The following is a 13,196-nucleotide window of genomic DNA, read 5'->3' as shown; positions in this document are numbered from 1 at the left end:
GCGCCAGCGGATAAGCCGGGCCGCTCGCCCTTTCCTTGCGCGCGGTGATCACCAGCTTGCCGTCCTCGATCGCGGCGTTGCTCCGGCGGTCGGTGTAGCATTGGCGCTCGTTGTTGCCGCCGCCCCAGCAATCGACGTCGAAATCCCATTTCGTCCGGTCGATTTCGGGTCCATCGAACTCGTCCGACCAGACGAGGGTCCAGCCCTCCGACGCCGTTGCCGGAGGCGCGGCCAGCGCGGCGAGCAGCAAAGGCAGCGCGCCTCTCACGCCGCTTGCGGTTCCGCCGCGCCGCAATAGCGCGCGACATAGGCGTGATGCTCGGGCAAGCTCGCGACGGTATGCGTCACATTGTCGCGCAGCGTCATCAGCAAGCGGTCGAGTTCGTCGTCGCGCAGCTTTTCGGCGATCGGGTGATAGCTTTGCGGCTCGATGCCCTGCCCCATCATCACCTGCACCCAGCTGTTCTCGGCGAACAATTCCTCATATTTGCGGAAGACGCGGCCGGTCTCGCGGAACAGTTCGATCTTCTGCGTCAGGCTGTCGGGGATCGGCATCGCGGCGACATGGCGCCAGAACGGACTGTCGCGCCGTTCGGTCGCCTTGTAGTGAAGGATCACGAAGTCGCGGATCTGCTCGATGTCGAGCCGCTGCTGGTCGTTGAACTCGGCGGCGTCGCGTTCGCTGACCCGGCCGTTGGGCATCAGCCGGATGAAGCGCAGCACGGCACGCTGGATCAGGTGGACCGTCGTCGCCTCCAGCGGCTCGACGAAGCCCCCCGACAGGCCCACGGCGACACAGTTGCGAACCCATTGCCGGCGCCGCACCCCGCCCTTGAACTTGATGTCGAACGGTTCGATCAACGGCTCGCCGATCGTCGAGATCAGCCGGTCATAAGCCTCGTCGCGCGACAGATAGCCGCTGGCATAGACGATCCCCGCGCCCATGCGGTGCTGGAGCGGGATGCGCCACTGCCAGCCGGCATCGTGCGCGATCGCCTGTGTATAGGGCTGTGGCGGTCCAAGATGCTTCGACTGCACCGCGATGGCGCTGTCGTTGGGCAGCCAGTGCGACCAGTCCTCATAACCCGCATGCAGCGCGCCGTCGATCAGCAGGCCGCGAAAGCCGGTGCAATCGACGAACATGTCACCCTCGATCCGCCGGTCCCCGTCGAGCAGCAACGCGGCGATATTGCCGGTTTCACCCTCTAGTTCAACCTTTTGGATCTTCCCCTCGACGCGCTTGCAGCCGTCGGCCTCGGCAAGCTGACGCAGGTGGCGGCCATAGAGGGTGGCGTCGACATGATAGGCATAATTCATGCGGTCTTCGGGCAGATGCGCGAACTTGCCCTGCATCGCCGCCGCGAGTTCGAGGCAATAGGCGTCATAGGGTTCGGGGTGGCCCTTGGCGCGGCCGTGCAGCCAGAAATGCTGGAACCCCGCCGACCAATGATCCTTCCCCGACAGGCCGAAGCTGTGGAAATAGCGGTCGCCATCCAGTTTCCAATTGTCGAACAGGATGCCCAGCTTGAACGTCCCCTGCGTCGCGCGCAGGAACTCGGGCTCGGGGATGCCGAGGATGCGGTTGAAATTGACGAGCGGCGGAATCGTCGATTCGCCGACGCCGATCGTCCCGATCGCTTCGGATTCGACGAGCGTCAGATCGACCGTATGGCCCATCGTCCGGGCGATCGCGGCGGCCATCATCCATCCCGCCGTCCCTCCCCCGGCTATCACGATGCGGCGGATCGGCTTGTCTTCGTTCATCGGCTGAGTGTCCTTAGCAGGAAGGCGCGCAGGCGCCCGGCGGTCTCGGGGGTCAGCGGCGCCAGCACGCTGCGCGCTGCTGGGGGGATGTGGTCGGTGACGTCGGGTCCGGCATCGAACACATAATGGTCGAACAGCGCGCGCCAGATCGCCTTGTCGGCGTCGGGCAGGTCGCGGATCGCGAGAATCGCATGGTTGAGCGCATCCTGCGGCTGGCCGAGCCAGGCCGGCGTGCTCCGCCACCAGTAATTGACCAGGATGTTGAAGGGTTCGAGCCCCTCGACATGATGCCACCACATCGACGGGATGAAGATCGCGTCGCCCGGCTCCAGTTCGGCTGTCTGCGCCTGCCCCATCGCCTCGACGAAGCGCGGGTGCGCCGCGAGGTCGGGCGCGTCGAAATCGACCATGCTCACCGCGCGGCCCGCGGGCGTATTGTCGATCGGGCCGAGATAGAGGTTGTTGAACTGGCCGGGCGGGAACAGGGTGAAACGCCGGCGGCCCGCGGCGCAACAGGCGAGGTTGTCGGGAAAGTCATTGTGCGCCGCGATCCGCGTCCGCGTACCGATCCAGATGCTCCTGAGCGGATCGCGCGCGCCGAGGTCGATCGGGTTCGCCGCCTCGAGTCCGTCGAAGTGCGACGGAATGTCGATCGACCCGAGATAGACGGTGCGGTCCTCTCCCCGCTCCTCGGCCGTGTCGATCCCCGCGAAGATGTCGGGCAGCCTGCCGGTTCCGGTGCGGAAATTCATTGCCATATCGGCGTCGTAGAAGAGCCGTCCGTCATGCCCCGGCGGGCCGATCGACACGGTGAACGGCCGGTCGCGCGCGTGGTCCAGCAGATGCTGTCGCGCCGCGCGCCCCGAAATTTTCCCGGCCGCGACCAGCGGCCAGCCGGCGACGAGGCCGCGCAGGACAAAGGGCTCGCGCGCGCCTTGCAGCAACGCGTCGAGCCCCGCCCCCTTGTCCCAATCGCGCTCCGCTACCCGCGCAAGCCGGTCATAAATGGCGCCGTCGCGTTCAGCCATGGCCGAGCCTGCGGTTCTTGCGCTCGATCAGCGGCGCGAACTGGGCGAGCGAGGCGAGCGCCATGAAGATCGGCATCAGATGACCGGCGGCGTGCAGCTTGCCGAGCGTGTCCGCATCGAGCGCGCGCAGCTTCGCCTCGTCGATGATATGAAAACCGACGAGCGCATTCACCGCGCCGTCGTCGAGCGTGACCTCGAGCGTGAAGGGTTCGAGCAGATCATGGTCGGCAAGCGCCGCGAAGAAGGCGCCGCTCGCCCGATAGCCCTCGTCGAGCGCGCCGAGCTTTTCGGCGATATCCTCCAGATAAGGCGTCGCATGCCCCGCGGCATCGAACAGCCGCACCCCTTCGCCGCCCGCCGCGACGCGCGCATGGCCGAGGTCGACATGCACTTGTCCCGGCCCGTCGCCGCTCGCCGGGCGCCCGATGAGAAAGGGCTGGATCGCCATCGACAACGGACGATAGCGCGCATCCCAGCGGTCGCCGTCGAGATAGAGATTCTCGCCCGGCTCGAAACCGAACAACGCCATCGCGTTGAACGCGTCCTGCCCGAGTTCGCGGCGGAACAGGATCGGATAGTGCGCCTGCACCTGGCGAAATTCGTTCGGCACCGTCAGCGACGCCATCACCCCGTCGCCAAGCTCCACACTCGCCTCGGTGCGGACGCGCAGATCGCGGTGGCTGTCGGCATCGAGGACGGCGTGATGGGTCATGCGGTGGTTTCTTCTTCCTGTTCGGCGGCGACACGGCTAGGCCGCCAGCGCATCGAGATAGATACGGTTGGTCGGCAGCCCCGCGGCAAGGGTGCGCGCCCGTTGCCGCATTTCGGCGAGCGCGGCCGTCGCACGATCGCTGACGGGCCAGTAGCCATCGGCGACGGAAAGCCCATGCCGTAGAGGATATATTGGTGGCTTTCGGCCGAGAAAATCTCGTCGACATAGGGAAAATCGGACGAGGAAGGCGGCTGGTCGCGCCACAGCGTCAAGAGATCGGCCAGATGCGGGGGGATATGCTCCGGCGCGCGATGCGCGCGCCAATAGGGTTCGTCGCGGCGGCTGAGCACATAGTGGAGCTTCAGAAACTCGACGATGCGGTCCCAGCGGTAGCGGAACAGCTTGTTGAAGCGCGCCGCGTGAATATCCATCGCCGCGCGGTCGGCCGGAAAATTGTCGGTGAGCGCGCGCAGCGACAATTCGATCAGCACGATCGCCGAGGCTTCGAGCGGCTCGATGAAACCCGCCGCCAATCCGATCGACAGGCAGTTCCTTTCCCAGAAGCGCGCGCGGTGCCCGGTGCGGAAGCGGATATGCTTGAACGGCACGCCGAACGCTTCGGTCTCCGGAACCGCCCCGGGCAATTCGCGCGCGATATAGCCTCGCAAGATCGCCTCCGCCCGCTCGGCATCCATGAAGCGGCTGGAATAGACGCAGCCGATGCCGCGCCGCGACGGCAGCCCGATATCCCATATCCAGCCCGCCTCGTGCGCGGTCGCGATCGTCTGCGAGGCGATGGGGCTGCCCGGCGGCACCGGTACCTGCGACGCGATCGCGCGGTCGTTGAAGGCATGGGCGCTCCGGTCGACCCACTCGACGCCCAGTTCGCCCTCGATCAGCAGCCCCTTGAAGCCGGTGCAGTCGATGAACAGGTCGCCGGCGATCTCGCGGCCGCTGCCGGTGGTCAGCGCCGCGATGTCGCCATTTTCCGCCCGCCGCGCGCCGGTGACATGGTCGAGGATATGGATCACGCCCAGCCCGCGCGTCGCGCGCGCCGAGAGCAGCGCGGCGAATTTCTCGGCGGCGAAATGATAGGCATAGTTGGTCGCGCCCTGATAGGCGGGCATCGCACGCTGACGGGGCGCCAGGTGGAGGTTGCAGACCGCCGCCTGCGCGCTCATTGCCGCCGCGAAGGGCTGGTCGGGCGCCGAAGCCTGCCACGCCGCGAGCAATTCGCCCGTCGGCACCGCGGGCGGCGTGGTGAAGGGGTGGAGATAGCTGTCGCCCGCCGAGCCATCGACCCAGCCGTCGAAACGCGATGCCTGTTTGAACGCGCCGTCGCAGGCCGCGAGGAAATCCGCCTCGTCCAGACCGATCGTCGCGAGCGTCGTCCGCATCGTCGGCCAGGTCCCTTCGCCGACTCCCACGATCGGAACATCGGGCGCCTCGACCACCGTCACCGACAGCGGCGCCGCCTTTGCCCGGCGCGAACTGGCGATCAGCGACGCCGCCAGCCAGCCGGCGGTGCCGCCGCCGACGATGACCACCCTCTCCACCATCTTCCTCATTGGGAACGTTCCTACGCGTTTCGCCTTCGTGCGTCACGCAAAAGAGCCGTACCTCCGACCCGAGGCACGGCTCTTTCGCATGGGACCGCGGGAGGGGCCGGTCCCGTCAGAAATTGAACCTGATGCCCGCCGCGTAGCGAGCGAAACCCGGCGACGCGAAAGCAGCGTTGTTCTTGCTGCGCAAATGGCCGCGGCGGCTTTCGCCGGTCAGGTTGATCACCTCGACGAAACCGGTGAAGCCGGGAATGAACTCATAACTCGCGCTGGCGTCGATCTGCCAATATTCCTCGACATAGAAGGGGTTGGGACCCGTTCCCGCCAGGAATTCGTCGCGCCAGTTCCAGGCGACGCGCGCCTGCAGGCCATTCTTGTCATAATAGGCCACGGCGTTCGCGCTGTCGCTGAGCCCGGTCAGCGCGAACTGCGCCACCGACGACGGCTGGGTGTTGTCATATTTGGCGTCGCCGTCGACCATCGTATAGTTCAGGATCACGCCGAAACCCGTGTCCCAGAAGCTGTGCTGGAGCGCGAATTCGAAGCCGTGGATCTTCGCCGACTGGCTGCTGTTGATCGGGGTGGTGATCTCGAAATTGAGCGCCGGATCATCGGGCAGGCTGAAGATGATGCCGTCCCACAGCCCGTTGGCATCCTCGACCGGCAGGCCGGTGTTGGGATCGAGCCGCACCTGCACCGAATTGGGGTAGTTGCGCAGGATAAAGTCGCGGATCTGCTGCGCGGTGGCATTGGGACCGCGTGCGGCCAGCGCCGCCTGATAGCGCGGACCCAGCGCCGGCGTCGTCAGGTCGAAGGCGTTGGAGTCGATCCGCGTCGTCGACAGGAAGTTCGACACGCGCTTGTGGAAGAAACCCGCCGAAATATAACTGTCGCGGTCGTAATACCATTCCGCCGACAGGTCGATATTCTTGGACTTGTACGGCAGCAGGCCCGGATTGCCCTGACTGCCCGTGCCGCCGCCGATACGGAACAGCGAGTCGATGGTCCTCCCGCCCTGCAGGCTGGCATAGTCGGCGCGGGTGATCGTGTGGCTGTACGAGGCACGCAGCTTCACATTCTCGATCGGCTCGATATCGAAGTCGATCGCGGGCAGCCATTGATCATAGTCGCCCTTGAAGCGGGTGAAGTCCGAATCGGGGCCATAGATCACGTTGAATTCGTTCGCTGCGACCCAGCTCGTTCCGATCGGCACCGGCACCAGAGCCGAGGAATCGACGCTGGTATGTTCGTAGCGGACGCCGATGGTCAGATGCGCTTCACCGGCGCCGACATCGAATTTGGTGCTGACCTGCAGATAGGGCGACAGCGTCTTCTCGGTCAGGCGCCGGTCGACCGTGTAGTTGGCAAGGCAGGTACCCGATATCGAACTGCCCGTCGCGGGGTCGCTGCACACCTGATACAGATTTTCGATCAGATCGACCATCCGCTCGAAGTCGAAGGTGTAGAAGCTGGGGATGATATCCGATGCGCCGTTCAGTCCCTTGAACTTGTCGGGAAGCGTCTGAAGCTGGAAAATATCGTCGGGCAGGTCCGACGCCGAGTCGGCGCCGCCCCAAGTGTCGTTCTGGATGAAGCCATAGGCCGACCGCACCTTGTTCTCGATATAGGAGACGCCGAAGTCGATGCTGTCGAGGAAATCGCCGTCGTGGTCGTAGCGCCCCTTGAGCTGGACCTGGTTGATCCGGTCCTTGAAATAGGCGTTGCGGAAGGCGTTGCCGGTCGACTGGATCAGGCTCGCGTTGAGCGGATCGATTCCCGGATGCATGTTGAACGAGATGACGGGCAGATAGGGATCGAAATCGATCCGCTGATTGGCGACGCCGAAAATCGCATTGCCGACCGAAACGCTGGTGCCATATTTGTTCGTCGGCTTCGATTCCGCGGTGGAATGATGGAAATCGAGCTCCATCGTCACGCCGCCGGGCGCATCCCAGCGCAGGTTGCCGCCGAGCGACTTGTTCTCGGTCCGGTTCGCGGTCAGCGCGCCGCTGTACGACAGGTCCTTGCCCTCGCCGGGCTGGAAGGCTTCCGAATAGAAGATCGGTCCCGCCACCGGACCGTCGGTCCACGCGCTCGACGTGTTGTTGTGGTTGAACCACACGCCGACATTGCTGTTGCGCACTTCGACGGTGTTGCGCGAATAGGTATAGTCGATCGTCGCCGTCAGGTCGTCGACCGGACGGAATTGCAGCACCGCCTGCCCGTTGATGCGCTCGCGATTGATGTCGTTGAGGTCGTAGGAGGCGTTCTGCGGGACCTGATAGACGTCGGTCGGCCCCGGACGATTGGTGATCTGGCCAAAACGCGGGTCGTTCGGGTCCTGGGTCAGCGAGCCCCAATTATTCTCGTTGCCGAGATAGCCATCGCGCCAGCCCACATTGGCGACATTCACGCTGGCTTTGCGCTTCTGGTACGCGCCCGCGATCATGATGCCGATGCGGTCGTCGGCGAAGGTCGTCGACAGGATGCCCGACACCTCTGGCGTTATCGGATTGCCCTCGTTGCGCGACGAGTCATAGACGCCCTTGACCGCGATGCTGCCCGACAGGCCGGGCTTGTCGAGCGGCCGCGGCGTGCGGATGTTGATCGACGACCCGATACCGCCCGACGGGATGGCGGCGCGGCCGGTCTTGTAGACCTCGACCGCCGAAATGCCTTCGGACGCGAGATTGGCGAAGTCGAACGAACGCGACGAGGGGGCGCTGGCGCCGTCGCCGAGCGAGGAGGTCGGCATCGCCCTTCCGTTCAGCGTGACGAGGTTGAATTCGGGGCCGAAGCCGCGGACGGTGACGAACGAGCCTTCGCCGTTGGACCGGTCGATCGACACGCCGGTAATGCGTTGCAGCGATTCGGCGAGGTTGGTGTCGGGGAATTTGCCGATATCCTCGGCCGAGATGGCATCGACGACGCCCTGCGCCTCGCGCTTGATGTCCGCCGACGCCGCCAGGCTGGCGCGGATGCCGGTGACGACGATTTCGTCCCCGTCGCCCGTGCCGTCGGCAACGGGCGCGTCCTGCGCCATCACGGCCTGCGACACGCCCAGAAGCGCGATCGCCGACGTGCTGGCCAGAATCTTGGCGAGCCAAAGCTTATGCGAAGCCTGCATCCCTCTTCCCTCCCGTTAACCGCTCGTTTTCCGGCGGCATTTCTCTAATGTGAACGTTATCTAAATGAGAACGTTATCATTGTCAACGCGGGTCTGATTGCATTCCTATGCAATCGGGAGGGCCGTGGCGAGGCCTGGGGAGGAACGCGGCGATGCGGGGCGGGCGGAACGCGCCGCCCGCCCCGACCGGCGCGTCAGAGCATCGGATAGCTCAGGCCATAATAGCCATAGACGGTGCGGCCATATTCGTCGGTATATTCCGGCGTATCGTCGCGGCCGTAGCGCGGAGCGCCGGTCACCTGCTCCTTCGTCAGGTCGACGACATAACCGCCCTTGTCGGTGTCATAGGTCAGCATGTCCCACGGCAGCGGATAATGGTCGCTGCCGAGGCCGAAGATGCCGCCGAACTGGAGCACGGCATAATCGGCCTTGCCCGAATATTTGTCGATCATGACATTGGCGATGGTGCCCAGCTTTTCGTCCTGGGGATTGTAGACCGCGGTTCCCTCGACCTTGTCAGAGGAAATGAGGCGGTTGGTTTCGTCGCGTTCGAGTGTGTCGGTCATGAGGCGTCTCCTGCGATGGAGGCAAACGACGGACCGAGGAGCCAGCCCTCGCCGCCCCCATGCACAGGCAACAGCGCGCGGCGGCCAGAGTTGCCCTGCGCGCCGCGAACGGTGGCCGTTTAGCGGTCAGCGGCTCCAGCGCGCAAAGATCGCGGTCGGGAGCAACAGCCCCCTCGCCTCTTCGCGCACCGCGAGTTCGCCGCATTCGACCGTACCCGGCAGGCCGGCGAAAAGCTGGTTCAACAGCTCGCCGATCGCGAGTGCCGACATGCGCACCGCATAGACGGTCAGGAACAGCGCGCGACTATCCGCATCGAGCAATTGGCGGCAGTCGGCGAGCAGGGGCGCCAGCCCCTCCTCGATCTGCCAGCGCTCGCCCCCCGGGCCGCGCCCGAATTTGGGCGGGTCGAGCAGGATCGCGTCATAGCGCTTCCCGCGCCGGACCTCGCGCGCGGCGAACTTGCCCGCGTCGTCGACGATCCAGCGGATCGGTTTCTCGGCGAGCCCCGCGAGCGCGGCATTCTCGCGCGCCTGCGCCACCGACTTTTTCGAGGCGTCGACATGGGTCACCGACGCGCCCGCGGCGGCGAGCGCCTGGCTGCCGACGCCCGTATAGCCGAACAGATTCAGGAAGGCCGGATCGGGCTTGCCATCGACCTGCGCGCGCAGCCAATCCCACACCGGCGCCATGTCGGGAAAGAAGCCGAGGTGCCGGAACGGCGTGCAGCTCGCGGTGAAGCGCGTCTCGCGCCAGCCGAGCGGCCAGCCCTCCGGCGGCACCGGCTTGCTGTAATACCAGCGGCCGCCGCCATCGTCGTCCGACGCGGGGACAAACTCGCCGTCGGCCTTGTCCCATTCGTCCTGGGGCAGCGCGGGCGCCCACATCGCCTGCGGCTCGGGACGGATGAAGCGATAGCGGCCATAGCGTTCGAGCTTGCGCCCGTTCCCGCTGTCGACCAGCCCATAATCATCCCACGCCTCGCCGACGAGCGTGACGAGGGGCCCAAGCTCAGCCACGCGCGGCTTCCGCAAGGATGAAGGCCTTCACCGCGTCATAGTCGCCGGACAGCTTGGTATAGCGCTCCTCGCGGTCGAACAGATTGCCCAGCCGCGCGGGCAGCGCGGGACGCACGCCGGTCGCGCGCTCGACCGCCTCGCGGAACTTCGCCGGATGCGCGGTCGCCAGCGTGACGACGGGAATGTCGGCGTCGAGTTCGAGCCGGCGCGCCGCGGCAAGGCCGACCGCGCTGTGCGGGTCGATGAGCTGGCCGCCCCTTTCCTGCGCCCAGCGCAAGGCGAGAGACATGGAGTCGCCGTCGATGCTGGTGCTCGAGAAGAGGGTGCGCGCGCCGCCGAGCATGTCGGCGGGGATCGTCATCGCGCGATTCCGGTCGAATTCTCCCATCATCGCGGTGATCGCCGCGCCGTCGCGGCCCGACAGGTCAAACAGCAGCCGTTCGAAATTGCTGCTGACCTGGATGTCCATGCTCGGCGTCGCGGTCGGCGTGACCGTACCGGCGCTATAGTCGCCGCTCGACAGCGCGCGGTGAAGGATGTCGTTGACGTTGGTCGCGACGACCAGCCGCGCGATCGGCAAGCCCATGCGCGAGGCGACATAGCCCGCGAAGATATCGCCGAAATTGCCCGTCGGCACGCTGAAGGCGATCGGACGGTCGGGGCCGCCGAGGCGGACGGCGGCGTAGTAATAATAGACGACCTGCGCCATCAGCCGCGCCCAGTTGATGCTGTTCACCGCCGAAAGCGTCACCTGCCCCCGCGCCTCCGCGTCGCCGAACAGCCGCTTCACCATCGCCTGCGCATCGTCAAAGCTGCCGTCGATCGCGATATTATGGACGTTGGGCGCCAGCACCGTCGTCATCTGGCGCCGCTGGACGTCGCTCACCCGGCCTTCGGGGTGCAGCATGAAGATCTGGATATGCTCGCGCCCGGCCACCGCCTCGATCGCGGCCGAGCCGGTGTCGCCCGAGGTCGCCCCGACGATCGTGATGTCGGTATCGCCGCCGCTGAGGAATTTTTCGAAAAGCTGGCCGAGCAATTGCAGCGCGACGTCCTTGAACGCCAGCGTCGGGCCGTGGAACAGTTCGAGCAGCCAGTGGCGGTGGTCGAGCTGGACGAGCGGGGTCACCGCATCATGGCTGAACCGGCCATAGGCCGCCTTGCACAAGGTGCGCAGTTCGTCCTGCGAAAGCACCTCCGCGACGAAGGGCGTCATCACCCGCACAGCGGTCTCGACATAGTCGAGCCCGGCTAGCGCGCGAATCTCGTCCCGGCTCAGCGTCAGGCCATTGCGCCGGCACGTAAAGGCCGCCGTCGCCGGCAAGACCGGCAAGGGTCGCGGCACGAAAGTCGAGGGCCGGCGCGGAGCCGCGGGTGCTGATATATTCCATGGCGCCCCGCGCCTAGAGCGATTTCAAGCGAAATGGAACATTCCGCGGCTCGGAAATCGCGGAAAATATCCGCCGTCTGCGGTCAAGCCTCCAAGCGGCGGCGAACGGCGATGATGTAGATGATGAGTGCCGCCGCCGCGAACAGGAACCATTGCACGGCATAGGCGAGATGATTGTTCGGCGTGTCGGCCGCCGACGGCACCGCGCTGGCGCGCAGCCCCGGCGCCGGCGTGTCGGCGACGAGCATCGCACGGGCGGGGACTGCCTTGCCGGTCAGCCGTACGATCAGGCTCGGCTGGTCGGGGCCCGGAACGATGGTGCCCTGAACAATCCCGCCCTTCCACAGCGGCGGTTTGAAATCGTCGGCGGTGCCGACGTCGACGAGTACGCCGGGTCCCTCGGCGCCGGTGCGGCAGTCGGCGATCATGCGGATCCCGCCCTTGCCCGCACGGTCGGTGCCGCTGCGCTGGTCCCAGCGCACGGGTTCGAGGCAGGTCACGCTGCTCTTGCGATAGAGCATCGTGTCGGGAACCGGCGGCAGTTCGGGATAGGCGACCGTCGCCGACATCGCCATGTTGCGCTGATAGAGTGCGATCAGCGCCTCCTTCTCGCCCTTGCGCTGCAACTGCCAGAGACCAAGCGCGATCATCGTCGCGACCGCGGCCAGGACGATGATCGTCGGGATGATCGGCCAGCGACGCCCGGCCGCGGGCGCGGAATCAGTCATCGCTTTTCCGTCCCTCGGCCGCCTGCCGCTGATGTTCGCTTGCGAGCAGTGCCGCCTTGCCGACGCGCAGGCCATAGACGACCGCGACGACGGTCAGCGGCACCCAGAGGATGATATGCACCCACAAGGGCGGCTCGACCGCGAAGTCGAGCGCCAGCGCCCCGGCGATCAGCAACGCGCCCACGATCATCGTCAGGAAGGCGGCGGGCCCGTCGCCGACATTGTAGCGCTCCGCCTCCAGCCCGCATTTTGGGCAGCGGTCGCGAAACTTCGCCGCGCCCTGAAACAGTCCCGGCGCGCCGCATTCGGGACAGAGCGCAAAAAGGGCAGCGCGCCAGACCGGCGGCTGCCCTTTCCGATTTTGATCGGGTGTCGTCACTTAGTGCGCGGCGACAGGTGCGCCCCAGCCGCCCCAGACATAGACGATGATGAAGAGGAACAGCCACACGACGTCGACGAAGTGCCAGTACCAGGCCGCGGCCTCGAAACCGAAATGCTGCTGCGGCGTGAAATGGCCCTTGTAGGCGCGGACGAGGCAGACGATCAGGAAGATCGTGCCGACCAGCACGTGGAAGCCGTGGAAGCCTGTCGCCATGAAAAAGGCCGAGCTATAGTTGCTCTGGCCGAAACCCCAGGGCGCATGGGCATATTCATAGGCCTGGATCGTCGAGAAGATGGCGCCGAGAATGATCGTCGCCCACAGGCCCTTCTTCAGCCCTTCGCGATCACCGTGGATCAGCGAGTGGTGCGCCCAGGTGATCGTCGTGCCCGAGCAGAGCAGGATCAGCGTGTTGAGCAGCGGCAGCGAGAAGGCGTCGATGACCTCGATACCCTTCGGCGGCCACATGGTGATCGCGGCGGCGCCGTCCTGGCCGAACAGCGAGGTGACCGCGCCATCGGCATATTCGATCGGCACCGGGAACAGCGAGAAGTCGAACCACGCCCAGAACCAGCCGACGAAGAACATCACTTCCGAGGCGATGAACAGGATCATGCCATAGCGCAGGTGGAGTTGCACCACCGGCGTATGGTCGCCGGCATGGGCCTCGTTGATGACGTCCGACCACCAGCTGAAGAAGGTGGCGATGACGCCCATGAAGCCGAGCCCGAGCACCCATTTGCCCACGCCGCCGAAGAAATCCTCGTGCATGAACATCACGAGACCAAAGAACATCACCAGCGCGGCGACCGAGCCGATCAGCGGCCAGACGCTCGGATTTACGAGGTGATAGTCATGATGTTTGGCACCGGACATGGCGTGTTTCCCGTTTTTAGCAGCCCCAGCATCGCGATTCTCCATCG

The 13,196-nt window shown here is 65.6% G+C and carries 10 protein-coding genes and 1 pseudogene; all 11 read right to left on the bottom strand.

Annotation, left to right across the window (positions count from 1 at the left end; genetic code table 11):
- Positions 1-264 precede the first annotated feature (264 nt).
- The 11 genes and pseudogenes from N0A20_RS03965 to N0A20_RS03915 all read right to left on the bottom strand — a co-directional run bounded on the left by N0A20_RS03965 (position 265) and on the right by N0A20_RS03915 (position 13,149).
- Positions 265-1,764, bottom strand: coding sequence for a tryptophan halogenase family protein (locus N0A20_RS03965; RefSeq protein WP_260582702.1), 1,500 nt, complete (start codon positions 1,762-1,764; stop codon positions 265-267).
- Positions 1,761-2,792, bottom strand: coding sequence for a cupin-like domain-containing protein (locus tag N0A20_RS03960; protein WP_260582701.1), 1,032 nt, complete (start codon positions 2,790-2,792; stop codon positions 1,761-1,763). The genes N0A20_RS03965 and N0A20_RS03960 overlap by 4 nt, the downstream gene beginning before the upstream one ends.
- Positions 2,785-3,504: a SapC family protein gene (locus tag N0A20_RS03955; protein ID WP_260582700.1), complete on the bottom strand. Its 720-nt coding sequence runs from the start codon at positions 3,502-3,504 to the stop codon at positions 2,785-2,787. Before N0A20_RS03955 ends, N0A20_RS03960 begins: the two co-directional genes overlap by 8 nt.
- The gene (locus tag N0A20_RS03950) at positions 3,501-5,072 is read right to left on the bottom strand and encodes a tryptophan halogenase family protein (RefSeq protein ID WP_260582699.1); all 1,572 of its coding nucleotides are present in this window, start codon (positions 5,070-5,072) and stop codon (positions 3,501-3,503) included. The genes N0A20_RS03955 and N0A20_RS03950 overlap by 4 nt, the downstream gene beginning before the upstream one ends.
- Before the next feature lie 106 nt (positions 5,073-5,178).
- Positions 5,179-8,193 (bottom strand): TonB-dependent receptor, encoded by a 3,015-nt coding sequence (locus N0A20_RS03945; RefSeq protein ID WP_260582698.1) that lies wholly within the window; start codon positions 8,191-8,193, stop codon positions 5,179-5,181.
- Between the two features lie 194 nt (positions 8,194-8,387).
- On the bottom strand, positions 8,388-8,759 hold the full coding sequence (locus tag N0A20_RS03940) for a PRC-barrel domain-containing protein (protein ID WP_260582697.1): 372 nt from the start codon (positions 8,757-8,759) through the stop codon (positions 8,388-8,390).
- Positions 8,760-8,885: 126 nt separating this feature from the next.
- Entirely contained in the window at positions 8,886-9,776 is an 891-nt protein-coding gene (locus tag N0A20_RS03935) for a class I SAM-dependent methyltransferase (RefSeq protein WP_260582696.1), read from the bottom strand.
- Positions 9,769-11,167: pseudogene (gene thrC, locus N0A20_RS03930) on the bottom strand (threonine synthase). Before thrC ends, N0A20_RS03935 begins: the two are co-directional and overlap by 8 nt.
- An 82-nt stretch (positions 11,168-11,249) precedes the next feature.
- On the bottom strand, positions 11,250-11,894 hold the full coding sequence (locus tag N0A20_RS03925; RefSeq protein WP_260582695.1) for an SURF1 family protein: 645 nt from the start codon (positions 11,892-11,894) through the stop codon (positions 11,250-11,252).
- Positions 11,887-12,273: a DUF983 domain-containing protein gene (locus tag N0A20_RS03920; protein ID WP_260582694.1), complete on the bottom strand. Its 387-nt coding sequence runs from the start codon at positions 12,271-12,273 to the stop codon at positions 11,887-11,889. Before N0A20_RS03920 ends, N0A20_RS03925 begins: the two co-directional genes overlap by 8 nt.
- A complete protein-coding gene (locus N0A20_RS03915; protein WP_260582693.1) occupies positions 12,274-13,149 on the bottom strand; it encodes a cytochrome c oxidase subunit 3 in 876 nt (291 codons plus the stop codon).
- Between the last annotated feature and the right edge of the window lie 47 nt (positions 13,150-13,196).

The sequence above is a fragment of the Sphingopyxis sp. PET50 genome, from assembly GCF_025244705.1.
Classification (GTDB): domain Bacteria; phylum Pseudomonadota; class Alphaproteobacteria; order Sphingomonadales; family Sphingomonadaceae; genus Sphingopyxis.
Note: the sequence above shows the minus strand (reverse complement) of the source record. Positions and strands in the feature narration are given on the sequence as shown.